This is a genomic window from Mycobacterium sp., from assembly GCF_044223235.1.
GTDB lineage: Bacteria > Actinomycetota > Actinomycetes > Mycobacteriales > Mycobacteriaceae > Mycobacterium.
Map to the genome: position 1 here is coordinate 21813 of NZ_JBGAME010000005.1, position 26663 is coordinate 48475.

The window sequence follows — 26663 nt, forward strand, 5'->3', positions numbered from 1 at the left end:
TGAACTCCCCGTATCGCGCACCCCGGGGCGGTGTTCGGCTGGTCGTGCAATACGGCGAACACCGTCCTGCGTTCTCCTGATATCGCAAACCGGGAGAGAAGACGCGATGCACGGGATCGTTGGGGCAAACGTCCGCGGTCCGGTCGCCGGATTGGATCTGCACCTGGATCGCTCCGGTGGCAGGGCACGGGAGAGCGTGATGGACGCCATTTGTGTCGCGATCCGGTCGGGTCGATTGGTGCGGGGCACCCGGCTGCCGTGGAGCCGGGCGTCGTGTACATCGGCACGGTCAGCAAGTCGCTGGCGGCCCGGACTTCGGTTGGGCTGGTTGGTGCTACCGTCACCGATCTCTTATCCGCCACCCCACCGTCAATCCCGGAGGGTGCACACGCGATGACACAACTCGTCGAGATTCCACCCGCCGATGCCGGACCGGAGCCACATCGTCACTCTGGACCGGTATTCGGCTACGTACTGGAGGGCAGGATCCGCTTCGAGCTCGAGCGAGACGCACCCACTGAAATTGGTGCGGGTGAGGCCTTTTGGGAGCCCGGTGGCGAAGTGGTGCATTATCAGATGAGGAACTTGGACGCCAGGGGTGGAGCCGCGTTTTGGCGGTCTGCATCTGTGCTCCAGATGTGGACATGATCACCATGCTCGATCCTGAAGAGATCGCCGCTCGCGATGCAATGCGCCACCCCAGAGCGCGCCGAACTGGGTGCTGAACACCGTGCGAGCGATTGTCGCGTGTGATCGCGCTGCAGGCGTCGAAGGGCTTGCGCTGGCCGATATGCCCTACCCGCATGCTGCCGAGAACGACGTCATCGTGCGCGTGTTCGCGGCGGGCTTCACCCCGGGTGAACTCGACTGGCCGGGGACATGGACCGACCGTGCCGGGCGAGACCGGACCCCGACGATTCCCGGCCACGACGTCTCCGGTGTCGTTGTCGAGTTGGGCTACGGGACAACCGGTGTCGCTGTCGGTCAACGAGTGTTCGGACTCACCGACTGGTGCCGCAACGGCACGCTGGCCGAGTTCGTGGCGGTCGAGGCACGCAACCTTGCGCCGCTGTCTACCGGGGTAGACCACATCATGGCTGCGGCGCTGCCGATTTCTGGTCTCACCGCCTGGCAGGGACTGTTCACGCATGGACATCTCCAGACAGGTCAGACCGTACTCATCCACGGCGCCGCGGGCGCCGTCGGTTCGCTTGCGGTGCAACTGGCGCATGCGGCCGGGGCCAGGGTGATCGGTACGGGCCGCGGTGCACACGCACCGATCGTGCTTGGTCTGGGTGCGGAGATCTTCGTGGACCTGGAGCGCGACCGGCTGGAGGACATCGGCGAGGTCGACGTGGTGTTCGATGTGTTGGGCGGCCAAATCCTTTATTGCTCAGCGATGTTGGTTCGTCGCGGCGGTTCACTCGTCAGCATCGCCGAACCGCCGCCGGTTCCGCGGGAGGGCAGGCGCGCCGTCTTCTTCGTCGTCGAACCCGATCGCACGGGCCTCGTCGAGTTGGAGCGCAGGCTTCGAGACGGACGGTTGCAGCCACTCCTCGGACGGACCTACGCCCTCGAAGAGGCTGCCGCCGCGTTCGATCCGGCCAACCGCAGCGGCGGCAGGACGATGATCCGAGTGATGGACGCGCAACTGGCAACCGGCAACCGACGATCCGGCGGAGGAATCAGACCGTAACGAACTTTCGTTCTCACGGGATTCTGTGAAGGAGTGGCCTAGTTTCCGGAGGAAGAACGACGAGACCTTCGGTGTTGCACGGGCTACCCGCTGGGCACGTCGACTGGAGGACGGATGAGTAAGCGCTATCCGGCGATCGCATTCACCGACGACGTGCGCGCCGTCCAGCACGAGCATGGCAGCGACGCCTTCTACGACCGAAAGCGCAGGGCGGCTCAGGCATCCACCGAGCCGGACGCCCTGACGGACGACGAAAAGGACTTCCTTGCCGGGCGGGACAGCTTCTATCTGGCCTCCGTCAGTGAATCGGGCTGGCCATACGTTCAGCACCGCGGCGGGCCGGTCGGATTCCTGCACGTGCTGGACGATCACACGATTGGCTGGCCCGACTTTCGAGGCAACCTGCAGTACATCAGCGCGGGGAACCTCGGCGGAAACGATCGCGTGGCGCTTATCGCCGTCGACTACCGGCGGCGGAGTCGCTTGAAGATCTTCGGACATGCCCGCCTCGTGACTGCCCACCAGGATCCGGACCTGATGCGGTTGCTGAGCGACCCCGCCTACGACGCCGTCGTCGAACGAGCCGTCGTCGTCACCGTCGACGCATTCGACTGGAACTGTCCGCAGCACATCACCGGACGCTTCTCGGCGGCGGAACTCGAACCGGCGCTGGCGAATCTGCGGCAACGGTTGTCTGCGCTCGAGGAGGAGAACGCCGCCCTCAGGGCCGGGCTACTCGAGGCACAAGCGGTGCAGCGGTCCTGACTCCCCCGAGTTCCTGCAGGTCGCGGGTCGAGCGGCGAGGCGGGTTGGAGGGTGGGTTGAGTGCCACGGGGTTTCTTGTTGTGGTGGTTTCCGGGGCCGGCGCCCCGCTAGACCCACGACTCGCGCGATGACTGACCGCCTCCTGGTTGGCCGATGGTGGTGGGGCGGTCGGCGATTCCGTGTTTCCATTCGGTGATCAGGCGTCGCGGTGGGAGGCCAGGGCGGCCTGGAAAACCTCTGCGTCGGGGTGGGGTAGTCGCATGCGCCAGGTGGTGTGCGTGTCGTCGGTGGTTGTGTGGATCGAGCGTTCGAGTTCAGATTTTGGGTCGGGTGTGGGGCGGGGGGCGAGTTTGATCGCGGTGCGTAGTTGGGTGACGGTGGCGACCTGGGCCAGCTGCGCGCAGTGGGCGTCGGATCCGTCGGTGGCTCGGGTGGCGATGACCCCGACCTGATCCAGGGACAGTCGGCCCTCGCGCAGCCCGGCCGCGCAGTGCGGGAACTCGGGTAGGCGCTCGGCGATGGTGGTGATGGTGTGCGCGTTGGCCGGTGACATCCCGCTTTTCCAGGCCACCAGCGCCGACAGCGAGCGCACCCCGGTGGCGCCCCACGGCCGCTGCCTGTCGATTTCGGCGACGATGTCCACGATGCGCCGATCGATCGCGTTGCGTTGCCCGCACAACTGCGCTAGCGCGCGAACAACCTCTCCAACCGCTGACCCCGGCTCACCGGGGCGGCGGGAGAAGTTGCGGTCGAAGGCATGACACCATCATCACGGCCACCACCGACAAAACCGCGCGCGCGATCGGCTCTTCACCAAAACCATTGGCGCCCAGACATACCCACGCCTATGGAGAAATGCTGTCCCTCGAGGCTGGTCAGACGTGGACGTCGCGCAGCCCGACGGCGAAGCGCACGCCCGTGCAGTTGTAACACCCCACGCACCCAACGCAATTGGTACAGCCGAAGCAGCCCAGACATGCGATACAGCGTTTGCAGAAGGCGCACGCCACGCATGCGATGCACCCGGCGACCGCGAGTGACATTGCGGTGACGATACTTCCGGCGACAGCGGCGGAGCCTGCGGTGGCGATCGATCCGGCGACGGCGGTGCTTGCGACGGTGGCGGCCGAGCTGACTACGCCGGCACTGGCGACCGTGGCCGCCGACCCGGCGACAGTGGTGCTGGCCACCGTCGCCGCCGATCCTGCGACTGCAAAGCTGGCTACGGTGGCAGCCGATCCGGCCACAACCGTGCTCGCAGTCGTGGCTTCCGATGCGACGATGCTGCCCTCGGTCTCGAGGGATTCGACCACGTCGTTCACCTTCCGTCCGGTCGGCTTGTCGGCTGCGACGATGATTGAGCGTAGTGGCGGGACCGCTCAATCAGAGCAGAGTCAGTCAAACAGAACAACGCCTCCGACACGCCGAGCGTGTGGGAAGCGAAGTCGTTTTGAAGGAAGTCTGTGGGCTAGGCGGTGCGGCGGATCCCGCGCTTGAGCAAGAGCTCGCGCTCGGACTCCGACAGCCCGCCCCAGATGCCGTAGGGCTCACCAACGGCCAGCGCGTGCGCGCGGCACTGGGCGATCACGGGGCACCGGCGGCACATCTCCTTGGCCCGCATCTCGCGCTGCGCGCGCGCACGGCCACGCTCCCCGTCGGGGTGGAAGAACATCGACGAATCGACACCACGGCAAAGGCCCTGCATCTGCCAGTCCCAGATATCGGCGTTCGGCCCGGGTAGCTGCTGCGGCTGTGGCATGGGAAAACCCCTCTCTACACACCCTTTTCGAGAACGCGGGAGATCGTCAGAAGTCGAAACGATCCGAGCACATGTCGCCGATGACTACTCGTGCACACAAAGTAGGGTGGCTGAATAATTAGAGTCAATAGCCCGATCATGTGCTGATTCACATAATCGCAGGTTGAGAATTTACATCACGTTCATCGGTCTGACCCGTTCGCAACGACAAACGTGCTATCGAATCCCGCGCCGAGAGACCGTGCCTCGCGTTTCCGCTGTTCGCGTGCCACGCCGCGGCGCTGTTGCTTTCTGTTGCCCTGTCAACGATTTACACTGTCGTAACATAGTGACCACAAATTGTTAACGAGCCGCACCCGGCAAATGGGCAGCCCACCTACCCGCCTGGGTAGTTGCCGAATCGATCGATAGGGCATATGCCGAATGAACAGGCAGTTCGGTGTATCGGCGCCGTCGCCGCGTTGGTAGTGTCGCGATCCAATGCCATCCCCAGATGTCGACTCGGCAACCGTTCTGGCGGATTGTGCCTTTGGCCACACTCCGTGGCGGTGGCCTCTGCCGTCGGGGTCAACTCCGCAGACCCTGTGGTTGCGCGCGGTCGCGGCCGGGGGGCAGGGCCGTTACGGCAGCGCGCTTGCGGACCTGGCCCGTCTCACCCGTGCGGATGGGGGCGGACCGTTCGTTTCCCTTGCCCACAGCACCCGGGCGTCGTTCCTGCGTCAACTCGGCTGGCACAGCCGCGCCGCCGGCTGGGACGGCAGGGCGCTGGCCGTCGCGGGCCCGGATGTGGAAGCGGCTTCCGATGCGTTGATCGGCTTGGCTGCCGATGCGCTGGGCACCGGAAGGTTCGGCACGTCGGCGCGGTTGCTGGAGCGCGCCGGTGAGCGTTGCGGCGATGCGGGGCCGACGATCCGGGTTTCTGTGCGGCTGGAATGGGTGAGCGCGGAGTTGGCGATGGCGTCCGGCAACGGCGCTGCGGCGGTCGGGCACGCAGAGCGGGCCGCGGTGCTGGCGGCGGCGTTGGGATCGGCGCGCCACATCGTCAAGACGGACGTGATCCTGGCTGCGGCTCTGTGTAGTGCGGGAATGATCGACCGGTCGCGCCTGGTGGCCGATGCGGCACTGGACTCTGCGGAGCGACTTGATCTCATCCCCCTTCGCTGGGCGCTGGCCTGCCTGCTGGGCGACATCGGCAGTGGCAGCCGCACCATGGCGCAGATCGCCGAGATCCGCCGGGACACCGCCGACGCGGTGCATCACAGGGGAGGTGTGTGGGAGGGTCGCTGACCGGGTTCGGGCGCGTCGGCTCGTTATTGTTTAGCTGACCCCCCACGCCGACTAGTTGCGTCCCCACACGTAACGCTGGAGAAGCTGCCCACGATGACAAGTTCGGGAGAACGTCTCGATGTTGTCGTTGCTGAGGCTGTCGCCGGCAGCCGAGACGCCCTCCGGGAGGTGCTGGAGACCATTCGTCCGATCGTTGTGCGGTACTGCAGGGCGCGGATCGGAACGACGGAGCGGAGTGGTCTGTCAGCGGATGACATCGCACAGGAGGTGTGCTTGGCCGCCATCACGGCGCTGCCGCGTTACCGGGACCAGGGACGCCCGTTCCTGGCTTTCGTATACGGCATCGCCGCGCACAAGGTTGCTGACGCGCATCGGGCCGTCGCAAGGAACCGGTCCGATCCGACCGACGCGGTGCCCGAGCGGCTCTCCGCGGAAGCGGGTCCGGAGCAGTTGGCTGTCGAGGCCGAGGCGTCTGCCCGGATGAGTGAACTGCTCAAGGTGTTGCCGGAGAAGCAGCGCGAGATCCTGATTCTGCGGGTCGTCGTCGGCATGAGCGCCGAGGAGACCGCCGAGGCGGTCGGCAGCACGGCGGGCGCGGTGCGGGTTGCCCAGCACCGGGCCCTGGCGCGGCTGAAGGCGGAGATCATCGCGACAGGCGGCGACCATGCCTGATTTCGGTCGATGGACGGCAAATGGCGGAGACCCGTCGCTCAATGAGCTCAACCGCACGGACCGGTTCCTCGACGCGTTGGCGTCGGAGCAGCCGGCGTACTCGACCGACCCGGCCGAGGCGGAACTCGCTTCGCTGCTCGTGGGGTGGCGTGACCAGGTCCGCGCACCGGGAACCGCTGGGGTAGCGACGGAGAGCGAAGCGATCGCCGCCTTGGACCATGCAGTCGCAACCCGCCCACGCGGCCGGTTTCCGTTTGCTGTGATCGGCTCGATCGCCGCGGTGCTGTTGTGCATCGGCGGTTTCGGCACCGTGGTGTACGGCGCGGCGCCCGGCGACGCACTGTACGGCCTGCGCACCATGATGTTCGGTGAGCAGCATACGACCCGCGACGATCAGGTCGTGCTGGCCGCGCAGACAGAACTCGAACAGGTCCAGCAACTGATCGACGACGGTCAGTGGGACGCCGCGCAGGAGAAACTGAACACCGTAACCACGACGGTGCGCGAGGTGACCGATTCCGGGCGGCAGCAGCAACTCGTCGACCAGTGGCAACAGCTGTCGGTCAAGGTCGAGGCCCGCGATGCGGCCGCGACCGTCCCACCGAACGCTCCACCGGCGACGCTTCCCGACCTGCCCGTGGTCGTGGCCCCCGGTGATTCGACGAGCACGTCGCAGTCGGACACCACATCGGGGTCATCGGGAACAGCCACGTCACCGTCGGAAACGACGACAACATCGGGAACATCGGGAACATCGGGAACCGCCACGTCGCCGTCGGAGACCACCCCGACCTCGACTGTGCCGTCCGAGTCGGGAACGACCAGCGCCGCGCCTCAGACCGGGACGACAGGGCCGACGACCACAGCGCCGACAGCCACAGGGCCGACGACAACCGAACCCACCACGGAACCGACAACGACGGCGCCTACGACGACGAGGACGGAACCCACCACCACAGAGCCCACGACAACAACGACGACGAGGACATTCACCACGACAACCACAACCAACGCGGGTGTATCCGCCGCGCCGGAGGAAACGGCAGGCGTGGGAGGCGCAACCAGCGACGTCGTCGAGGGGTCGACGTCAACGGTGCGTGGCCCGGTTCTGCAGGTGCCCGAACCTGTTCAGATCCCGGACGTCCAGGTGCCCGCTGTTCAGGTCCCGGACGTCCAGGTGCCCACCATTCGGGTTCCGGATGTCCAGATTCCCAACCAGGTTCCGAACGTCCAGGTTCCCGACCGCGGCCCGATCGGTGGCCGGCCGTCGCTTCCCGGTCCGGTGACGACGACGCTGATCATTCCGTTGCCGATCCTGGGGGGCGGTGGCGGCGGAGACGGGGAGTGAGTGGAGTGCCGGGAAGCGCGCCGACGCTCAGCGGTAGCCGTCGGACTCCGACGTCGCCTCATTCAGTGACGCGTCGGCGTAACCCCGGCAGTAGTCCCAGGTGACGTAGGCGTCGGGTTCGGGATCGTAGGCCGGTTCGTGCGGACGGACCGTGCCGTCGACCAACAGCTGCAACAGGTTGGCCCGCAGCATGTCCCAGTCGTGGTAGTGGTCCTGCTGGCATTCGTCGCAGCACACCACCAAGCCTCGAATACCCTTGTGCGCCAACAACGCCTCGTAGACCGCCAGGTCCGCCAGGTCCGCCTCGACGGCGGTGCGCTCCTGCGGATCCAGGGGCTGGCCCGGTTCGAGCGCGTCCAATGCTGCCGACGGGTCGCAGGGATCGTCGGCGAAGGGATCAGGCGGCAAACCGGGCGGCAGGTTGTCACGCACAGTTCCACACTACGCAGCCCCGCTGGTATCGCGCCAGCCACCTCGATCAGGTTCGGCCGGCCGCGAACGGACGCGCCGGAGCGAATGCTCCGGCGCCCCTGCCGATAAGATTAGGCATCTGTTCTGCGCCTGTCCCTGGAGGCCCCTCCCATGTCGATCGCTGAAAGCAGCGTTCCCCTCGCCGTACCGGTGCCGACCGGCGGCGACGATCCGACCAAGGTCGCCATGCTCGGGTTGACGTTCGACGACGTCCTGCTGCTGCCCGCGGCTTCCGATGTGGTGCCCGCCACCGCCAACACATCCAGCCAGCTCACCAAGAAGATCAGGCTGAAGGTGCCGCTGGTCAGCTCCGCGATGGACACCGTCACCGAATCGCGCATGGCGATCGCGATGGCGCGTGCGGGCGGAATGGGCGTATTGCACCGCAACCTGCCTGTGGCCGAGCAGGCCGGGCAGGTGGAGACCGTCAAACGCTCCGAGGCAGGCATGGTTACCGACCCGGTCACCTGCTCACCGGACAACACACTGGCCGAGGTCGACGCCATGTGCGCCAGGTTCCGGATCTCCGGCCTGCCCGTGGTCGACGACACCGGGTCGCTGGTCGGCATCATCACCAACCGCGACATGCGGTTCGAGGTGGACCAGAACAAGCCGGTGTCGGAGGTGATGACCAAGGCCCCGCTGATTACCGCCCGCGAGGGCGTGTCCGCCGAAGCTGCGCTGGGTCTGTTGCGCCGCAACAAGATTGAGAAGCTGCCGATCGTCGATGGGCACGGCAAGCTCACCGGGCTGATCACCGTAAAGGACTTCGTCAAGACCGAGCAGTTCCCGCTGGCCACCAAGGACCGAGACGGCAGGCTGCTGGTCGGCGCCGCGGTCGGGGTCGGCGACGACGCGTGGACCAGGGCGGTGACTCTCGTCGACGCGGGTGTCGACGTGCTGATCGTCGACACCGCACACGCCCACAACCGTTCGGTGCTCGACATGGTGCACCGGCTAAAGACCATGGTGGGTGACCGCGTCGAGGTGGTCGGCGGCAATGTCGCGACCCGCGCCGCCGCGTCGGCCTTGGTGGACGCGGGCGCCGACGCGGTGAAGGTGGGCGTCGGGCCGGGTTCGATCTGCACCACCCGCGTGGTCGCCGGCGTCGGCGCCCCGCAGATCACCGCGATCCTGGAAGCGGTCGCGGCATGCGCCCCGCACGGCGTTCCGGTGATCGCCGACGGCGGCTTGCAGTACTCCGGTGACATCGCCAAAGCGCTCGCCGCGGGCGCGTCGACGGCCATGCTCGGCTCGCTGCTGGCGGGTACCGCCGAATCCCCCGGCGATCTGATCTTCGTCAACGGCAAGCAGTTCAAGAGTTATCGAGGCATGGGTTCGTTGGGTGCCATGCAAGGCCGCTCCGGTGCGAAGTCGTACTCGAAGGACCGCTACTTCCAGGACGACGTACTGTCGGAGGACAAGCTGGTGCCCGAGGGTATCGAGGGCCGGGTGCCCTTCCGCGGGCCGCTGGCCACGGTCATCCACCAGCTGACCGGCGGATTGCGAGCCGCGATGGGTTACACCGGGTCGGCGACCATCGAGCAACTGCAGCAGGCGCAGTTCGTGCAGATCACCGCGGCGGGGCTGAAGGAAAGCCACCCACACGACATCACGATGACCGTCGAGGCGCCTAACTACTACACCCGCTAGAACGGACCGCTACGTCATGCCACGAGGTGGACGCGGCACATCAATCCGCCGAGATCCACGTTTTGCAGACCTCCACTCGAGCTTTGCCTGCAAAATGTCGATTTCGCCACTCGGCAAGGGGCTGACTCATGCGTGACATGGTCGAGATCGGGATGGGCCGCACCGCCCGCCGCACCTATGAACTCGCCGACATCAACATCGTTCCGTCGCGGCGTACCCGTTCGTCGAAGGATGTGTCGACCGGATGGCAGCTCGACGCCTACCGGTTCGACATCCCGGTGGTAACCCATCCGGCGGATGCGCTGGTGTCGCCGGAGTTCGCCATCGAAATGGGCCGCCTCGGCGGGCTCGGCGTACTCAACGGTGAAGGTCTGATCGGTCGCCACGCCGACGTCGAGGCCAAGATCGCCCAGGTGATCGAGATCGCCGAAAAGGAGAAGGGACCCGATCCCGGGTCGCCCCGCTCCTGCCCGGCGGCGCCGTCGGCGGCCATCCGGCTGCTGCAGCAACTGCACGCCGCGCCGCTGAACCCCGACCTGCTGGGTGCGGCGATCGCGCGGATCCGCGAAGCCGGGGTGACGACCGCGGTCCGGGTGAGCCCCCAGAACGCGCAGGCGCTGACGCCGTCGCTGGTCGCCGCCGGCATCGATCTGCTGGTCATCCAGGGCACGATCATCTCGGCCGAGCGGGTGGCGCAGGATCACGGGGTCGGCGAACCGCTGAACCTGAAGACCTTCATCGCCAACCTGGACGTGCCCGTCGTGGCCGGGGGTGTGCTCGATCACCGCACGGCCCTGCACCTGATGCGCACGGGAGCCGCCGGGGTCATCGTCGGCTACGGCTCCACCAGCGGTGCGACGACCAGCGACGAGGTTCTTGGCATCAGCGTCCCGATGGCCACGGCGATCGCCGACGCCGCGGCGGCCCGCCGCGAGTATCTCGACGAGACGGGCGGCCGTTACGTGCACGTGCTCGCCGACGGCGACATCCACACCTCCGGTGAGCTGGCCAAGGCGATCGCCTGCGGTGCCGACGCGGTGGTGCTGGGTACGCCGCTGGCCGTCGCCGCCGAGGCGCTGGGCGACGGGTGGTTCTGGCCGTCCGCGGCTGCGCACCCGTCGCTGCCCCGCGGCGCACTGCTGCAGATCGCGACGGGTGAACGGCCGTCGCTGCAGCAGGTGCTCAATGGGCCTTCCGACGACCCCTTCGGGTCGCTGAACCTGGTCGGCGGACTGCGCAGGGCGATGGCGAAGGCCGGCTACTGCGATCTCAAGGAGTTCCAGAAGGTCGGCCTGGCCGTCGGCAGCTGACCTGCCCGCTTTACAAGTTAGGGCATCCTGTCTAGAAGTTACCGACGGGTAAGTTCATACTGGGGCGATGCAGCCTGACTATGACGTCCTGATCATCGGCTCGGGATTCGGGGGCAGTGTCAGCGCGCTGCGCCTCACCGAGAAGGGCTACCGCGTCGGTGTGCTGGAGGCGGGTCGGAGATTCGAGGACGCCGACTTCGCCAAGACGTCGTGGAATCTGCGCAAGTTCCTGTGGGCTCCCAAACTGGGTATGTACGGCATCCAGCGCATCCATCTGCTGCGCAACGTGATGATCCTGGCCGGTGCCGGGGTGGGTGGTGGTTCCCTGAACTACGCCAACACGCTCTACGTCCCGCCGGACCCGTTCTTCGACGACAACCAATGGGCGCACATCACCGATTGGCGTGACGAGCTGATGCCGCACTACGAGCAGGCCAAGCGCATGCTCGGAGTGGTCAAGAACCCGACGTTCACCGACGCCGACCGCATCATCAAGGAGGTCGCCGAGGACATGGGTGTCGGCGACACCTTCGTGCCAACACCGGTCGGAGTGTTCTTCGGGCCCGACGGAACCAAGGCGCCAGGCCGGACCGTCCCCGACCCGTACTTCGGCGGCGCCGGTCCCGCCCGAACCGGCTGCATCGAATGCGGGTCGTGTATGACCGGCTGCCGCTACGGAGCCAAGAACACATTGGTGAAGAACTACCTCGGGCTCGCGGAATCTGCTGGTGCGCAAGTGCATCCGATGACGACCGTGACCGGATTCGAGCAGCGGCCCGACGGGTCATGGGAGGTCCGCACGGCCCGGACCGACCGTCGGTTGCGCCGCGGGCGGAATACGTTCACCGCAACCCACCTGGTGCTGGCCGCGGGCACGTTCGGCACCCAGAAGCTGCTGTTTCGGATGCGCGACAAAGGCAAGCTACCGCGGCTGTCGGCCCGCCTGGGTGTGCTCACCCGCACCAACTCCGAATCCATCGTCGGCGCCGGACGACTGGAGACGGGCGACGACCTTGACCTCACCCACGGCGTCGCCATCACGTCGTCGATCCATCCCACGCCGGACACCCACATCGAGCCCGTGCGCTACGGCAAGGGATCCAACGCGATGGGCCTGCTGCAGACGCTGATGACCGACGGCACCGGACCGCAGGGCACCGACGTGCCGCGCTGGAAGCAGTTGTTCGCCAACGCCCGCGAGGATCCGCGCGCAAGCCTGCGCATGCTCAACGTCAGCCGCTGGAGCGAGCGCACGGTGATCGCGCTGGTGATGCAGCACCTGGACAACTCGATCACCACATTCACCACGCGCGGCCGGCTCGGCATCCGCCGGATGACGAGTAAGCAGGGCCACGGCGAACCGAATCCGACGTGGATCCCGGTCGGCAACGAGGTGACCCGGCGCATCGCCGCGAAGATCGACGGCGTTGCGGGCGGCACCTGGGGCGAGCTGTTCAACATCCCGCTCACCGCGCACTTCCTGGGAGGTGCGGCGATCGGTGACGGCCCCGACACCGGCGTCATCGACCCCTATCAGCGGGTCTACGGCTATCCCAGCCTGCACGTGATGGACGGTGCCGCCATATCGGCCAATCTCGGTGTCAACCCGTCACTTTCGATCACTGCGCAGGCCGAGCGGGCTGCATCGCTGTGGCCGAACAAGGGCCAGCGGGAAGCCCGGCCGCCGCAGGGTGAAACCTACGTTCGGCTGGCGGCGATCCCGCCGGAGCATCCGGTGGTGCCCGCAGCGGCGCCCGCGGCACTGCGCGGCCGGCCCACCGTTCCGGCGCCAGCAGACGCAAAGTAACCCATTTTCGCGGGATCCGGCGCCACTTGCGTCTCATCGCGGGATGAGGTGCTGTCGCGCATCCGGCGACCGTGGCTGTATGCAATAGTTGCGTCCTGCAGGGGAGCGTGTGCGCCGAGCGGGAGGCAAGCCTGTGACCGGGACAACGACGGAGCCCTCCGAACCGCTGGATGCCATCACCGATGCATTGCTCACCGCATCACGGCTGCTTGTCGCGCTGTCGGCGCGTTCCATCGCTCGGGTCGACGAAACGATCACGATTCCGCAGTTCCGGACGCTGGTCATCCTGGCCAATCACGGCCCGCTGAACCTTGTCACGCTGGCCGGTCTGCTCGACGTGCAACCGTCGACCACAGGGCGAATGGTCGACCGGCTGGTCGGTGCGGGACTGATCGTGCGCAATCCGCACCCGCAGTCCCGCCGCGAGCTGGTCGCCGAGCTGACGGACCGCGGGCGCGACGTCGTGCACGAGGTCACTGCGCACCGCCGCGACGAGATCGCCAGGGTGGTGCAGAAGATGTCGGCCAGGGACCGCCGGGGCCTGGTGCGGGCATTGACCGCGTTCGCGGCCGCGGGTAGCGAACCCGACGCGCACCTCGACGTTGACGAGCAGCTACGGTGACGAAGATCTACTGGTAGGCCGGAAGCGCGACGTCCTCGGCGAATTCGCGGCGGATTGTCCAGTCGGCCAACGACTTCATGTTGAGCAGACTGCTGGCGTGATTGCGGGTCCACACGCCAAGAGCCGTCCTCGGTGCGAACACCGAGGCGAATCTGCGGGCGGACTGCTGCCTGTCCGCGATCACCGGTCGCAGCCGGTCCTCGTATCGGCGGAAACCCTCGGCGTAGTCGTCGCCTGCTCGCGCCAACTCACCGGCCAGGATGTAGGCCGCCACCATCGCCAGTCCCGCGCCCTCGCCCGCCAGCAGCGACACCGCCGCGGCGGCATCCCCGACGAGCGCCACCCGCCCCCGAGACCAGCGATCAATCACGATCTGGCTGACCCGGTCGAAGTAGAGGTCGTCGGCCTCCTCGAGACTGTCGAGGATCTGCGGGCATTCCCATCCCGCGTCGGCGAATCGGCTGCGCAGGACCGACCGCGTCTGGGCGGCGTCCGCCGGATCGTCACCTGACCCGCCGTCGCGGTAAACGAACAGAAAAAGCGTGCGATCGTCTCGGAGGGTGAATCTGCCGACCATGCGCCCCGGGGTGCTGTACGCGACGTACACCAGCTCCTCCCGGGGCCGGTAGCCGGTGGTTTCGAACGCCGCGACGCGGTAGCCCAGATCCCGGTCGAATCGGGTATTCGGGCCGAAGATCATGCCGCGGACGGGTGAATGAATACCACCAGCGCCGACGACGAGATCGAACGTGCGCGATACGCCGTCCCCCAGAGTCACCGCGACCTCCCCGTCGTCTTGCTCAATCGCGGAAATGCTTTGGCCGAACAGAGTTTCCACCCGATCCTGCACAAGGTGGTAGATCATCGCCGCCAGGTCACCGCGCGAGACGCTGACGAACCTGCCTGCCAGATTGCGTCGGAACGCCTCCACACCGAAGCCCCCGACGCGTTTGCCGCGCCCGTCGACCAACCGGAGCTCGTTCACGGCATAGCCTTTGGCCTGCAGTTCCTCATCGAGACCCATCCGCTGGGCGACCGTGTACCCGCCGCCCCAGAAATCGACCACATAGCCGCCGGTGCGCAGGTGCGGGGATTTCTCGATCACCGTCGTTTCGTGGCCGTGGTGAGTCAGCCAGTAGGCAAGTGTTGGCCCGGCGATGCCGGCACCGACGATCGCGACTTTCATGGCGTGCCTTTCCCGTCGCAAGGATATGACTACCATAGCACTATGCAATAGTTGCACTATCCTATTCAAGGGTGGCTGTGAGGTGCGACATGAAGGTCCTTCGACAAGTACCCCTGCCTTCGGGGTTGTGGCGCCGGCTGTTGCGGCTGCCGATCCGGATGTACCACCTCGAACTGGGTTGGGTGTTCGGCAGGCGGCTGCTGTTGCTCAACCACACCGGACGGACATCGGGAAAGCCGCGGGAAGTCGTGCTGGAGGTGGACGGTTCGGATGCGGATTTCCGCGCCGTCGGCGAATGGCTACCGTTCGTGCGGTTCGTGCCGCGCCACCCGGCCAGGCCGGTTGGTCCCGCGGGCAAGCTGTCAACCCGGTTCGACAGCTGGGGCTACGGCTCCTTACCGGCGCCGGGCCGGCTCGCGGCCCGGGGGTTGTTGCGGGGTAGGCAGCAACGGAATTCGGCGCCGAACCGGCAGCGTCGACGGCGCGGCGGAAGTGAGTGTGACGGCCCGTCCGGCGTGCCGGATGGACAGTGCCGCATCGGGCCCGTCGCGCAGCGTATAGGTGACATCGGTGTGGTTGGCATCCACCGTCAGCCGAAAACCCTTCCAGCGCAGCCGAAAACGCAGGCACGCGATCCCGTCGGGCAGGTGTGGGTCGAGATCGAGCACACCCCCGTCGTCGCGCAGGCCGCCGAACCCGGCGACCAGCGCCGTCCACGCTCCCGCGAGCGAGGCGATGTGCAGGCCGTCGCGCGTGTTGGAGTGCAGGTCGCGCAAATCGATCATCGCCGCCTCGTAGGTGTAGGCGTGCGCCAGCTCCAGATGCCCGACCTCGGCGCACATCACCGCCTGCGTGCACGCCGACAACGAGGAGTCCCTCGTGGTGCGGCGTTCGTAGTAATCGACGTTGTGCGCCTTCTGTTCCGCGGTGAACGCGTGACTGTGCCAGTGCATCGCCAGCACCAGATCGGCCTGCTTGAGCACCTGCGCCGGGTAGAGCCGCACATAGGGCTCGTGCATCAGCAACGGATAGCGGGTGTTGACCGAAAAGTCCCATTCGGCGAGGGTCGTGAATCCCTCGCACTGCGGGTGTACCCCGAGCTCGTGGTCGAATGGGATGTGCACCGCGTCGGCGGCGTCGCGCCAGGCAGCCGTCTCCTCCGTCGTCACGCCCATCTCGTAGGACGCCTCGGGGTTGCGGGTGCAGGCGTCCGCGGCGACACGCAGATTGTGTGCGGCCATCAGGTTGGTGAACACGTTGTCGCGCACCACGGCGGTGTACTCGTCGGGTCCGGTCACGCAGTCGAGGTGCCACACCCCATGCCGATCGTGATGGCCGAGCGAGAGCCACATCCTGGCCGTTTCCACCAGCACCGAAAGGCCGCATTCCCGCTCCAGGGAGTCATCGCCGGTGACGATGCGGTACCGCTCGAACGCCATCGCGATGTCGGCGTTGATATGCCAGGCCGCCGTACCGGCGGGCCAGTAAGCCGAACACTCCTCGCCACGGATGGTGCGCCACGGGAAGCTGGCGCCGTTCAGATCGAGCTGCGTGGCCCGTTCCTTGGCCAACTCCAGCGTCGACGCCCGCCACCGCAGCGCGTCGGCGGCCGCAGCGGGCACCGTGTACGTCAGCACGGGCAGCACGAATCCCTCGGTATCCCAGAACGCGTGTCCGTCGTAGCCCGTGCCGGTGAGGCCCTTGGCCGGGATCGCCCGGCGCTCGGCGCGCGCACTGGCCTGCAGCACATGAAACAGGCCGAACCGCACCGCCTGCTGACAGTCCGGATCGCCCTCCACCTCGACGTCGGCGCCGTCCCAGAACTCCTCGAGATAGGCCCGCTGGCTGTTCAGCAGACCCTGCCAGCCGCTGTATCGGGCCGCGGCCACCGCCCCGGCCGCCTGGTCGCGCAGTGCCGGACGCGAGCGCAGGCTGGACCACCCGTAGGCCAGGAACTTGACGATCCGCAGCTGCTGGCCCGGCCGCAGCCCGCAGATCACCGTCGTCCTGGCCAGGTCCTCCCGCGAGTCCGTGCTGATCTCGACGCGCCCGGGAACCTCGACCTCGTGGTCCATCGCCGCGGCCATCATCAGCGCGCTGCCGCGGGTCCGGTGTACGAGCAGAGCCCCGCGGTCGGTGTGCTCGTGGTGCACCGCCTGCAGCGGGCTCCGCAGCACCGCCGCCACTCTGGGGTCGGCGGAGATCTGCGGCTGGTCCTCGTTGGTGACGAGCTCGGACTGCACGGTGAGCCGGACGAATTCGTCGCGCGCCTCGACCACATACTCGATGGCGGCCACGCTGCGGTGGGTCAGCGACACCAGCCGCGTCGACGTGACGGTGACCTGCTTGCCAGCCGGTGATCGCCAGCCCGCGCGCCGGGTCATCGTGCCTGCCCGCAGGTCGAGGATCCGCTCGTGCTCGAGCAGGTCGCCGTAGCGGACGTCGAAGGGCTCGTCGTCGACCAGCAGCCGGAAGATCTTCCCGTTGGTCACGTCCACGATGGTCTGACCGGCCTCCGGGTAGCCATAGCCCGCCTCGGCGTACGGCAGCGGCCTGACCTCGAAGAAGGAGCCCAGGTAGGTGCCCGGCAGGCTGTGCGGTTCCCCTTCGTCCAGGTTGCCCCGCAATCCGATGTGACCGTTGGACAGGGTGAACAGCGACTCGGTCTGCGCGAGCAGGGTCAGTTCGAGCCGGGTCTCGCGGACCTGCCACGGTTCGACGGGGAAGGCGTCATGGGTGATCATCATGGCCTCCGATACCGCCTACAGCAGTTCGCCGAGGTCGGTCACCACCACGTCGGCGCCGCAGCGGCGCAGCTCGTCGGCGTGCCCCAGCCGGTCGACGCCGACGATGTAGCCGAATCCCCCGGCCCGGCCCGCCTCGACCCCGGATTGGGCATCTTCGAACACCGCGCCGTCGGCGGGTGGGGTTCCGAGCAACTCGGCTGCCCGCAGGTACGAGTCGGGAGCGGGTTTGCCCGGGATGTGCTCGTCGCGCAGCGTGACACCGTCCACCCGGTGCTGCACGTAGCGGTCCAGACCGGTGATGGCGAGCACTTCGCGGGTGTTGGCGCTGGAGGAGACCACCGCCACCGCCATGCCCGCGTTCCAGACCGCGGTCAGGTAGCGCCGCGAACCGTCGAACACCTCGACGCCATCGCCGTGCAGCGTCTGCAGGAAGGCGTCGTTCTTGCTGTTGGCCAGTCCGTTCACCGTCTCAGCCTCCGGGGGATCGTCACGGTCGCCGTCGGGAATGTCGATGCCGCGGCTGGCCAGGAATGACCGGACACCGTCGCCGCGGGGCTTGCCATCCACGAACCGGCGGTAGTCGGCGACCGGGTCGAACGGCACGAACGGGGTACCCGTGCGCTGCGCGCGGGCCCGCAGGAACCGGTCGAACATCGCCTTCCACGCCCTGGTGTGCACGCTTGCGGTGTCGGTGAGCACACCGTCGAGGTCGAAGAGGCAGGCCCGGATGTGATCGGGCAGTCCCAGCACGGTGACCTCGCTTTCCGAGTTCGGCGTCGTTGCCGTTCCCCCACCAGCATGACGAGGCGTGTCCCCACGACTCCATTGCTCCTCGCGTGCGCCTGGCTGCATTGCTCCTCGCGTGCGCCTGCGCCGTGATACACGCCGATCCGCCGACACTAGACTGCACACGTGAATTCCCCCTCGCCCCGCCCCGTGTTGGTGGTCGATTTCGGAGCGCAGTACGCGCAGCTGATCGCACGCCGGGTGCGGGAGGCGCGGGTGTACTCCGAGGTCGTGCCGCATACCGCCAGCGTCGAGGAGATCAAGGCCAAGGACCCACAGGCCATCGTCCTGTCCGGCGGGCCCGCTAGCGTCTACGCCGACGGCGCCCCCCAGCTGGACGCCGCCCTGTTCGACCTCGGGGTGCCGGTGTTCGGCATCTGCTACGGGTTTCAGGCGATGGCGCAGGCGCTCGGGGGAACGGTCGCGCACACCGGTACCAGCGAATACGGTAGGACGGAGCTGAAAGTCGCTGGAGGGAACCTGCATTCGGATCTTCCGAGCCTTCAGCCGGTGTGGATGAGCCACGGTGACGCGGTCACCGCCGCGCCGGAGGGCTTCGAGGTGGTTGCCGCAAGCGCCGGTGCGCCGGTGGCGGCTTTCGAGAATCGGGCCCGCCGCCTGGCCGGTGTGCAGTACCACCCCGAGGTGATGCATTCCCCGCACGGTCAGCAGGTGCTCAGCCGCTTTCTGCACGAGTTCGCGGGGATCGGCGCCGCGTGGACGCCCGCCAACATCGCCGACACACTGATCGAGCAGGTGCGTCAGCAGATCGGTGCCGGCCGAGCGATCTGCGGGCTGTCCGGCGGAGTGGATTCGGCGGTGGCGGCCGCTCTCGTGCAGCGCGCCATCGGCGATCGCCTGACCTGCGTGTTCGTCGACCACGGCCTGCTCAGGGCGGGGGAGCGGGCACAGGTCCAGCGCGATTTCGTCGCGGCCACCGGCGCCAACCTGGTGACCGTCGACGTCGCCGACAGGTTCCTGGAGGCGCTGACGGGCGTGACCAACCCGGAGGGTAAGCGCAAGATCATCGGCAGGGAGTTCATCCGTGCGTTCGAGGGCGCGGTGCGCGACATCCTCTCCGGTACCGGTGAATCAGACGACGGGGCGATCGACTTCCTGGTGCAGGGCACGCTGTATCCCGATGTGGTGGAGTCCGGCGGCGGGTCGGGTACCGCCAACATCAAGAGCCATCACAACGTCGGTGGCCTGCCCGGCGATCTGAAGTTCACCCTCGTCGAACCGCTGCGGCTGCTGTTCAAGGATGAGGTTCGCGCGGTGGGCCGCGAGTTGGGGCTGCCCGAGGAGATCGTGGCGCGCCAGCCCTTCCCGGGCCCCGGGCTCGGCATCAGGATCGTCGGCGAGGTCACCGCCGAGCGGCTCGACACACTGCGGCGTGCCGACGCCATCGCTCGTGAGGAACTGACGTCGGCCGGCTTGGATCACCAGATCTGGCAGTGCCCCGTGGTGTTGCTGGCCGATATCCGTTCGGTAGGTGTGCAGGGCGACGGACGGACCTACGGTCACCCGATCGTGCTGCGGCCGGTGTCCAGCGAGGACGCGATGACGGCGGACTGGACGCGGGTGCCCTACGAGGTGCTCGAGCGCATCTCCACCCGGATCACCAACGAAGTCGCCGAGGTGAACCGCGTGGTGCTCGATGTCACAAGCAAGCCGCCGGGAACCATCGAATGGGAGTAGCCGCCTCGCGCTGTCGAATCGGTTGTGCTGCAGCGTGATTCGCCACTAATGGGTGTCGCCGTGCCGGTTTGGCCAATGCACGCCGAGGCGCCCGGCCGGTTCATGCGTGTACGACTGAGCGTCACCGCGCCGGGTCGCCCTGCCAGCGAAAGCTGTTGACGTACTTGCCCATATCGAGTGCGATCTGCAGGTTGGCGCCCGACGGTTTGCCAAGGCCGAACTCCGGTCCGAACTGGCGGAATGGCCCGACGGCCGACGCGACCAGCGCCAGGTTGTTCTTCACGGCCACCATGACCAGCACACGCATCCGGGTGTAGTTGCTCGTGGCGCCCTGCGGCCAGCAGTCGGCGGCCAGGCCGTAGCCGGGCTGGTAACCCACCATCGTGTTGGGGATCACGTAGGCCGTGCGGGTATCCGGGAAGGTGCTGTTGACCAGACCGGTGGCGATCTGCTCCGGCGTCCGCCCGGCGACCGGCTCGCTGAACAGCTGCAGGGTGCCCCCGTCGCCGCCGAGGAAGTCGGCGGTCACCCCGTTGGGCTTCGTGGTGACCCGGTAGGCCGTGCCCTCGGCCGGGTAAGAGACGGAGAACGAACCGTCGGGTGCGGTGAAGAGCGGGTTGACCGCGACCGGCTCACCCGTGGGCGGACTGCCGCAGTCCGGGGGGCACGCGTAGCGCGCGGGCGGCTTACTTACGATCGCAGACAGCCCGACCAGTGCGGCGGCCAGGACGAGGATGGCCACGCCCCATGTCCGCAGCACGCCGACCAGCGAGGTCCGGCGCACCGGGGTCGCCGAATAGTTTCCCCGGGGCACCGCGTAGCCGGGAAACAGCTCGGTGGTGGCGGGACCGGCCGCCGCCGGGCCGTCCGAGTCGGTGGCAGTGGTCACGGGCTGTTCGATTCGGTGTCGCGCACGGGACGCACCCGGCGCCGCGCGGATCGTGACGATCGCGATGAGGCGTGTGTCGCCACCCCGCAGGCCGGGCAGAACGCCATATCGGGCACGACGTGACCGCAGTTGGGGCAGAGCAGCGGTTCATCCGCCTCGATCGCATCGTGGGATTCGTGCAGCAGCGCGAGCTGCAGGCCGACCCGCAACGCCAGGATGGCCAGCAGTGAGACCGCCAGGTGGACGCACAGCTGCAGGAACTGCGGCACGCGCGCGACGTCGATGAGCCCGATCCCCGCGTAGAGCACCAGGACGGCCAGCCCGGTGCCGATCATGATCATGCGGACATAGGAGCGGTGCTGGCCCGTCTTGCTGGCGGGCCGGTTGAACCACAGCGCCGCCCCGATCAGGCCGCCCACCGCCGCGGCGGTCACGGGCACCGCAATCCCGCGGATGCCGGCCTCCACCATCAGCCCCGACATGGGCCGGTTGCGGGCGATCATCCCGGTGCTGAACTGCGGTGCCAGCCGGGTCAGGGTGGCGGCCGCGGTGAAGGTCAGCGCCCCGAGCGCGCCGATCGCGAACCCCTGCAGCGACTCCCGGTTGGGCGTCGGGATCAGGCGGACGACGAGGGCGGGCACCAGCATGAGCAGCAGGCCGCCGAGCGGGATACCCAGGCCTTCCCGCAGGATCCGGCTGCCCGCGATCCCGACGCCGAGCGGGACGCCGTACGACCGGGCCATCATCTCGCCGGTCAGCATTACCCAGCCCACGCCGAGCGTGATCGCGATCAGCACGGCCAGGATCAGATCGCGGGCGGCCAGGTCGCGGAACGCGTCGGATTCCCGCAGGTAGATCAGGAACAGCATGGGCAGGCCCAGCGCGGACAGGGCGATCAGCGCGGCGGGCAGCCGAAGCAGGGTGCACGCGATCAATCCGGCGAGCAGCACCAGCAGGCCGATCCGGAACGGGATCCGGCTGCGTTCGGGCAGCTGGGGGAACAGGGAACTGGTCAGCGACAGGCGGAACAGACCCTCGTTGGGTGCCGCGCCGTAGGCACTCAGGCGCAGCCACCACGGGCCGTCGCCGCGCTGCGGCGTCAGGTGCGCGCCGCACAAACCGCAGAACTTGCCCGCGGGCACGTCGAGCTGACACACCTCGCATTCCATGGTGGGCACGACATCGTCGGCTCCGGGTCGACCGGAATCTGGATCTGTCATGCGCGATCCGCCTTCGCCTCTCGCTGGCCGCTCATTGGCTCACCCGCTGCAACGTCAGGATGTTCTGCACCAGATTCTCCACGTCCGGCGTCCCGAGCCCCGTTGCCAGGTCGTAGCCGGGACCGGCATCGGCGACGACGTTGCCGCCGAGAACCACATCGCGGAACGCCGGTCTCGGTGCACCCGCGGCGATCCGGTACAGCACCGGATTGAGATCGCCGAGCAGACGCCCGCCGTTCTCGACGAGGTACTGGTTCATCAGCGCGGCAAGCCCCGCCCACAGCGGCGCCGCCTGGGATGTGCCGCCGCCCTGCAACACCTTCTGGTTGAAGACGATCCGCGCACCGGTGAACGGATCGGACACCGCCGCCACATCCGGTGTGAGCCGTCGCTGCCCATCCGGATCCTGACCGTCGGGTGTGGTCAGCCCGCGTTGCCATTCGGGACGTTCGAAGATCGACGACACGCCGCCGCCGGTGCCGAGGGACAGCGGAACGTCGAACCAGGACTGTTCGGACAGCCACCGGCCTTCGGCATCGGTGGACAGGGTGGTGCCCCCGACGTCGGTCATCTCGGGCAGCGAGGCGATCGAGTCCAGCCCGATGTCGGCGTTTCCGGGAGGCGATGACCAGTCTTGCCCGCCCTTGCATTCCAGGCCGGCCAGATCGCCGCTGGCGTTGAACGCGGTGGTGCCGCGCTGGTGCGCGTTGACCAATGCCGAGCGCACCGGTGCCATGTCGGCGGCGGTGTGCAGCTTGTCGCAGCCCCAGCCGATGGAGAAGCTCCACACAGCGCCGGGGAACTGCTGATTGGCCGATTCGAGCATCTGGCCGATCTTCTCGAACGCCCCGTCTCCCGCCACCGTCGGCCGGGCATTGATGACTACCTTGCGGGCATCGGGTGCGACGGCGTGGGCGACCTCGAGGTCCATCGTGGTCTCACCCCTGGGTTCCCCCGGCTGCCCACCGACCAGGACAGGGGTGAACTTCGGCAGGTTGAACAGGGTGGCGAACGAATCCAGGTCCGCCTGGTCGTAGCCGTCGAAGGCGAAGATGACGATGGTGGTCCCCTTGCCGGTGTAGCCCTGTTGGGCCAGCCGGTCGGCGTTGTACGTCGTCAGCAACGCCTGCGGGGAGAGTCCCTGATCCGGCACGTCCAGCGGCATCATCGACGGACGTGACATGCGGTGCGGGGTGTAGCCGAGGATCCGGCCCATTTCGGTGACCTGGCCGCGCAGCGGTGCGGGGACCACCGGCTGCTGCGGGGATGCATAGAACACCTGGCCGAGCTGCCCCCGGTAGTCGTGTACCTCGACGCCGAAGGAATTTGCCACGGCCTGCGGGCCACCTTCGACGATCGCCCAGTCGTCCCCGGGCCGCCAGCGCACCGACAGGTGGTGTTCGCCCGCCCAGCCGAGCAGTCTGTCCGGTTGGGTTGAGTCACGCAGCGTGACGGTGAGCTGGACGCGGTCACTGTGGGACGGGCCGAGGTCGGTTGAGGCGCCCAGCAACAACGCATAGGGACCACCGATAACGGCCGGCGCGCCGGGTACCGACACGACCCGCAGGTCTGATGCCAGTACCAGCACGCCGGCCGTCAAGAGGACCAGCAGCCAGTGCCCGGAAATTCCGGGCAAACCGCGTTGTGCGGTCATCGCCGAACGACTGGGCGATCCAGCCTCCCGTGCGAGCGGGGTGCTAGTGATCGCCGGGGATGGCCGTCGGCGCCGGAGGTGCGATCACCGTCGGAGAGAAGGGGTTGGGGCCGCCGGGATCGAGGCGCGGCGCCTTCTCGGTGGGCTCCACCGATGGTGCCGTGGTCGTGGCTTCGGTGGTGGTGGTCGTAGTTGTTTCCGTGGTGGTTTCGGGAGCCTGCTCGCCGCCACCGCACGCCGCGGTCAGCGAGACCATCCCGATGATCGCCGCGCCGCCCGCAGTGAGTGCCAGTCGGCGTGCCAATCGTGACCTCATGATGCCTTCCTTATCTATCCCCCGAGTACTGACAGAGCTGCCTTCGGTGAATCGCTTGCGATTCGGCACGATCCGAGATCGTACGCCAGCCCTTTCCCGAAGCCGGTTCTGGTGACTGAAACTTTAGCGTAATGCGCCCGCACCTGCAGAAACATTGGTGGCGTCGCTTCGCTGAGATCGACCGCTTGACGGTGTCGGTGACCGGGTGTTTACTCGATTGATCGAACATACATTCGAAAAAATGGGTGCCAGGCCGTGCCTATTGGCGGGGTGTTGACGGGTGGTTCCGGTGCGGGAGGAGTTGCTGTGGAGAGGGCGATGAGCCCGGATCTGCGTCGGCTCAGCCGGGCTGAACAGCTCGAACAGCTGCGCCGCAGGATGGCCGGGGTATCGGGGGCATCGGGCGTTTCGGGCGGGGTGGGGGCGTCGCACCATGGGCAGGTGGCGTCCGATGACCTGCTGCCCGACTCGGAGACGTTGCTGCCGGTGCCCGATGCGCTGGCCGGACGGCTTCCCGCGGCATTGCCACGCGGCACGGTAGCGGTGGTGCTCGGTGCGCGGTCGCTGCCGCTGGGCATAGTGGCGGCGACGACTGCGGCAGGCGGTCACGCGGCGATCGTCGGCTTACCCGAGATGGGGTTGCTGGCGGCGGTGGAGATGGGTGCGGATCTGAGCCGGCTGGCGGTCATCCCCGACCCGGGAACCGATCCCGTCGAGGTGGCCGCGGTGCTGATGGATGGCATGGATCTCGTGCTGCTAGGCCTGGGCGGGTGTGCGGTGACGGCGGGGCGGGCCCGTGCGGTGACGGCCCGCGCCCGGCAGCGGGGCTGCACCCTGCTGGTCACCGACGGCACCTGGCAGGGCGCCTCGGCGCGGCTGGAGGCCAGGGTCAGCGGCTACGAGATCATCGGTGCCGGCCCAGGGACCCCGATACCGGGGTGTGGCCGAATCGGCCGGGTGCGGCTGGATATGCGGGCGGGCGGGCGCTCCCTCGGTCCCATGCGCGCGGTGGGCGGATGACGTGGCCGGCCCCGCTGCAGCGTTCAGTGCCCGTGCCGGCGGTATGTCCTCCGATCGCCGCTCCCGGGTGTTGGCAGTGTGGTGCATGGACTGGCCCGCTGTCGCCGCGGCGGCCGCCAGTGGCCTGGCGTCGACCGACCCGGTCGCGATCACACTGGCAAACCGTGTCATCGCCTGCTCGGCGTCGGCCCGCTCGGCGGGAGTGCGCCGAGGTCTGCGCCGCCGGGAGGCGCAGGCACGCTGCCCGCAGCTGCACGTCGTCCCCGCCGACCCGGCCCGCGACGCCCGTCATTTCGAGGGTGTGACGGCGGCCGTCGACGATCTGGTGCCGCGGGCGGAGGTGCTGCGGCCGGGGCTGCTTGTGCTGTCCGCCAGGGGGGCGGGCCGTTACTTCGGATCCGAACAGGCTGCCGCCGAGCGGCTGGTCGACGCGGTGGCGGCAGTGGGTGCCGAATGTCAGGTCGGCATCGCCGATCGGCTGCCCACCGCGGTCTTCGCGGCCCGTGCCGGCCGAATCGTCGAGCCGGGCAAGGACGCGCTGTTCCTGTCCGCGCTGTCCATCAGGCAGCTGGCTACGGAACCGAGCCTGGCTTCTCCCGGGCGGGAGGATCTGGCTGATCTGCTGTGGCGCATGGGGATCCGCAATATCGGTCAGTTCGCTGAGCTGTCCAGGACGGATGTGTCGTCCCGGTTCGGTGCCGATGCGGTGGTCGCACACCGATTCGCCCGCGGGGAACCGATGCGCGGACCGTCCGGGCGGGAACCGCCGCCCGAACTGGAGGTGGCGATGGACTGCGATCCGCCGATCGACAGGGTGGATGCCGCTGCCTTCGCCGGGCGTTCGCTGGCCGCCGGCCTGCATTCGCGGCTGGAGTCCGCCGGGGTCGGATGCACCCGGCTGGCCATCCTGGCCGTCACCGCCAATGGCGAAGAGCTGAACCGGGTTTGGCGTTGCGCCGAGCCGCTGACCGAGGATGCCACCGCCGATCGGGTGCGTTGGCAACTGGACGGCTGGCTGAATCGCCGGGCGGGGGCGGGCGGAGGCCCCACCGCCCCGATCACCGTGCTGCGCCTAGTGCCCGTCGAGGTGGTTTCGGCGGGGGCGTTACAACTGCCCCTGTGGGGCGGCGTCGGCGACGAGGACAGACTGCGCGCCCGCCGGGCGCTGGTACGGGTGCAGGGACTGCTCGGGCCGGAGGCCGTGCAGATGCCGGTGCTCAGCGGCGGTCGCGGACCCGCCGAACGGATCACCTTCACGCCGCTCGGTGACGAACCGGTGCCGCGGGCCGACCCGCGTCAACCATGGCCTGGCCGTCTTCCCGAGCCGGCGCCGACGGTGCTGCTCGACGATTCGGTGCAAGTGCTCGACGACGGCGGTGATCCGGTGCGGGTGACGAACCGGGGCCTGTTCTCCGGCGATCCCGCCCGCCTGGACGGCGGCGGCTACCGTGGCCGGTTGTCCTGGTGGGCGGGGCCGTGGCCGGTCGACGAGCGATGGTGGGACCAGGAACCGGCCCACCGGTCTCCCGCGTCGGCGGCATCGCCTACATCGCCTAGGGCGGGGCCGGTGGGGTCCTCAGGGTCGTCCGGGTCGGTTAGAGCCGGGCGCACCGCACGGGCGCAGGTGTTGCTCGAGCCCGCAGACCCCGCGGGTCCCGCGCAAGCTCTGCTGCTGTGTTACCGCCAACGGCGCTGGTATATCGAAGGTGTCTATGAATAGCGCCCGCCATGATCGACGTGAACTCCATCGAAAAGTG

Annotated in this window: 23 protein-coding genes and 1 pseudogene; 13 read left to right on the forward strand and 11 right to left on the reverse strand. The window is 67.9% G+C overall.

Annotation, left to right across the window (positions count from 1 at the left end; translation table 11 throughout):
• The first annotated feature begins 393 nt into the window (after nucleotides 1-393).
• The 3 genes from ADBZ6K_RS09655 (at nucleotide 394) to ADBZ6K_RS09665 (ending at nucleotide 2461) form a co-directional block, all read left to right on the forward strand.
• Nucleotides 394-648 carry a cupin domain-containing protein gene (locus tag ADBZ6K_RS09655; RefSeq protein ID WP_526346323.1) on the forward strand — a complete coding sequence of 85 codons (255 nt, stop codon included), beginning with the start codon at nucleotides 394-396 and terminating at the stop codon, nucleotides 646-648.
• A gap of 82 nt (nucleotides 649-730) precedes the next feature.
• Nucleotides 731-1696 (forward strand): NADP-dependent oxidoreductase, encoded by a 966-nt coding sequence (locus ADBZ6K_RS09660; RefSeq protein WP_526345925.1) that lies wholly within the window; start codon nucleotides 731-733, stop codon nucleotides 1694-1696.
• Between the two features lie 114 nt (nucleotides 1697-1810).
• Nucleotides 1811-2461, forward strand: a complete 651-nt coding sequence (locus tag ADBZ6K_RS09665; protein ID WP_526345927.1) for a pyridoxamine 5'-phosphate oxidase family protein — start codon at nucleotides 1811-1813, stop codon at nucleotides 2459-2461.
• Between the two features lie 182 nt (nucleotides 2462-2643).
• On the opposite strand, the pseudogene ADBZ6K_RS09670 reads toward ADBZ6K_RS09665, so the two are convergent.
• From ADBZ6K_RS09670 to ADBZ6K_RS09680, 3 genes and pseudogenes are all read right to left on the reverse strand, one after another.
• Nucleotides 2644-3220, reverse strand: a pseudogene (locus ADBZ6K_RS09670) (DUF222 domain-containing protein); the annotation flags it as partial.
• Nucleotides 3221-3336: 116 nt separating this feature from the next.
• Nucleotides 3337-3783 (reverse strand): hypothetical protein, encoded by a 447-nt coding sequence (locus ADBZ6K_RS09675; protein ID WP_526345929.1) that lies wholly within the window; start codon nucleotides 3781-3783, stop codon nucleotides 3337-3339.
• A 146-nt stretch (nucleotides 3784-3929) separates the two neighbouring features.
• Entirely contained in the window at nucleotides 3930-4220 is a 291-nt protein-coding gene (locus ADBZ6K_RS09680) for a WhiB family transcriptional regulator (protein WP_526345931.1), read from the reverse strand.
• Nucleotides 4221-4700: 480 nt separating this feature from the next.
• Between ADBZ6K_RS09680 and ADBZ6K_RS09685 the strand changes: the two genes are divergently transcribed.
• From ADBZ6K_RS09685 to ADBZ6K_RS09695, 3 genes are all read left to right on the forward strand, one after another.
• Complete coding sequence (locus ADBZ6K_RS09685) at nucleotides 4701-5507, forward strand: hypothetical protein (RefSeq protein WP_526345933.1); 807 nt, start codon at nucleotides 4701-4703, stop codon at nucleotides 5505-5507.
• 93 nt (nucleotides 5508-5600) lie between these two features.
• Nucleotides 5601-6179, forward strand: a complete 579-nt coding sequence (locus tag ADBZ6K_RS09690; protein ID WP_526345935.1) for an RNA polymerase sigma factor — start codon at nucleotides 5601-5603, stop codon at nucleotides 6177-6179.
• Nucleotides 6172-7527, forward strand: coding sequence for an anti-sigma-D factor RsdA (locus tag ADBZ6K_RS09695; RefSeq protein ID WP_526345937.1), 1356 nt, complete (start codon nucleotides 6172-6174; stop codon nucleotides 7525-7527). The genes ADBZ6K_RS09690 and ADBZ6K_RS09695 overlap by 8 nt, the downstream gene beginning before the upstream one ends.
• Before the next feature lie 27 nt (nucleotides 7528-7554).
• Here ADBZ6K_RS09695 and ADBZ6K_RS09700 read toward each other — a convergent pair whose 3' ends face one another.
• The gene (locus tag ADBZ6K_RS09700; RefSeq protein WP_526345939.1) at nucleotides 7555-7959 is read right to left on the reverse strand and encodes a DUF5319 family protein; all 405 of its coding nucleotides are present in this window, start codon (nucleotides 7957-7959) and stop codon (nucleotides 7555-7557) included.
• Nucleotides 7960-8109: 150 nt separating this feature from the next.
• Here ADBZ6K_RS09700 and guaB point away from each other — a divergent pair, with 150 nt between their 5' ends.
• From guaB to ADBZ6K_RS09720, 4 genes are all read left to right on the forward strand, one after another.
• Nucleotides 8110-9651 carry an IMP dehydrogenase gene (gene guaB, locus ADBZ6K_RS09705; RefSeq protein WP_526345941.1) on the forward strand — a complete coding sequence of 514 codons (1542 nt, stop codon included), beginning with the start codon at nucleotides 8110-8112 and terminating at the stop codon, nucleotides 9649-9651.
• 137 nt (nucleotides 9652-9788) lie between these two features.
• The gene (locus ADBZ6K_RS09710) at nucleotides 9789-10961 is read left to right on the forward strand and encodes a GuaB3 family IMP dehydrogenase-related protein (RefSeq protein WP_526346325.1); all 1173 of its coding nucleotides are present in this window, start codon (nucleotides 9789-9791) and stop codon (nucleotides 10959-10961) included.
• A 67-nt stretch (nucleotides 10962-11028) separates the two neighbouring features.
• The gene (locus ADBZ6K_RS09715; RefSeq protein WP_526345943.1) at nucleotides 11029-12768 is read left to right on the forward strand and encodes a GMC oxidoreductase; all 1740 of its coding nucleotides are present in this window, start codon (nucleotides 11029-11031) and stop codon (nucleotides 12766-12768) included.
• Between the two features lie 133 nt (nucleotides 12769-12901).
• Nucleotides 12902-13390 carry a MarR family winged helix-turn-helix transcriptional regulator gene (locus tag ADBZ6K_RS09720; protein WP_526345945.1) on the forward strand — a complete coding sequence of 163 codons (489 nt, stop codon included), beginning with the start codon at nucleotides 12902-12904 and terminating at the stop codon, nucleotides 13388-13390.
• Nucleotides 13391-13397: 7 nt separating this feature from the next.
• On the opposite strand, the gene ADBZ6K_RS09725 is transcribed toward ADBZ6K_RS09720, so the two are convergent.
• The 3 genes from ADBZ6K_RS09725 to ADBZ6K_RS09735 all read right to left on the reverse strand — a co-directional run bounded on the left by ADBZ6K_RS09725 (nucleotide 13398) and on the right by ADBZ6K_RS09735 (nucleotide 18073).
• Nucleotides 13398-14576, reverse strand: coding sequence for an FAD-binding domain (locus tag ADBZ6K_RS09725; protein ID WP_526345947.1), 1179 nt, complete (start codon nucleotides 14574-14576; stop codon nucleotides 13398-13400).
• Nucleotides 14577-14971: 395 nt separating this feature from the next.
• On the reverse strand, nucleotides 14972-17320 hold the full coding sequence (locus ADBZ6K_RS09730; RefSeq protein WP_526345949.1) for a glycosyl hydrolase family 65 domain-containing protein: 2349 nt from the start codon (nucleotides 17318-17320) through the stop codon (nucleotides 14972-14974).
• A gap of 18 nt (nucleotides 17321-17338) precedes the next feature.
• Nucleotides 17339-18073, reverse strand: a complete 735-nt coding sequence (locus ADBZ6K_RS09735) for a beta-phosphoglucomutase family hydrolase (protein WP_526345951.1) — start codon at nucleotides 18071-18073, stop codon at nucleotides 17339-17341.
• A 162-nt stretch (nucleotides 18074-18235) separates the two neighbouring features.
• Here ADBZ6K_RS09735 and guaA point away from each other — a divergent pair, with 162 nt between their 5' ends.
• Nucleotides 18236-19807, forward strand: coding sequence for a glutamine-hydrolyzing GMP synthase (gene guaA / locus ADBZ6K_RS09740; protein ID WP_526345953.1), 1572 nt, complete (start codon nucleotides 18236-18238; stop codon nucleotides 19805-19807).
• Nucleotides 19808-19928: 121 nt separating this feature from the next.
• Here guaA and ADBZ6K_RS09745 read toward each other — a convergent pair whose 3' ends face one another.
• From ADBZ6K_RS09745 to ADBZ6K_RS09760, 4 genes are read right to left on the reverse strand one after another with little or no spacing between them, the layout of a single operon-like run.
• Complete coding sequence (locus ADBZ6K_RS09745) at nucleotides 19929-20696, reverse strand: hypothetical protein (RefSeq protein ID WP_526345955.1); 768 nt, start codon at nucleotides 20694-20696, stop codon at nucleotides 19929-19931.
• A complete protein-coding gene (locus ADBZ6K_RS09750) occupies nucleotides 20693-21916 on the reverse strand; it encodes a zinc ribbon domain-containing protein (RefSeq protein ID WP_526345957.1) in 1224 nt (407 codons plus the stop codon). Before ADBZ6K_RS09750 ends, ADBZ6K_RS09745 begins: the two co-directional genes overlap by 4 nt.
• A 31-nt stretch (nucleotides 21917-21947) precedes the next feature.
• Nucleotides 21948-23570, reverse strand: a complete 1623-nt coding sequence (locus ADBZ6K_RS09755) for a S53 family peptidase (protein ID WP_526345959.1) — start codon at nucleotides 23568-23570, stop codon at nucleotides 21948-21950.
• A 43-nt stretch (nucleotides 23571-23613) separates the two neighbouring features.
• Nucleotides 23614-23886: a hypothetical protein gene (locus ADBZ6K_RS09760; RefSeq protein WP_526345961.1), complete on the reverse strand. Its 273-nt coding sequence runs from the start codon at nucleotides 23884-23886 to the stop codon at nucleotides 23614-23616.
• 318 nt (nucleotides 23887-24204) lie between these two features.
• Here ADBZ6K_RS09760 and imuA' point away from each other — a divergent pair, with 318 nt between their 5' ends.
• Both imuA' and ADBZ6K_RS09770 read left to right on the forward strand, forming a co-directional pair.
• Entirely contained in the window at nucleotides 24205-24906 is a 702-nt protein-coding gene (gene imuA', locus ADBZ6K_RS09765) for a DnaE2-dependent mutagenesis accessory factor ImuA' (RefSeq protein WP_526345963.1), read from the forward strand.
• A gap of 43 nt (nucleotides 24907-24949) precedes the next feature.
• Nucleotides 24950-26626, forward strand: coding sequence for a DNA polymerase Y family protein (locus tag ADBZ6K_RS09770; RefSeq protein ID WP_526346327.1), 1677 nt, complete (start codon nucleotides 24950-24952; stop codon nucleotides 26624-26626).
• Nucleotides 26627-26663 lie beyond the last annotated feature (37 nt).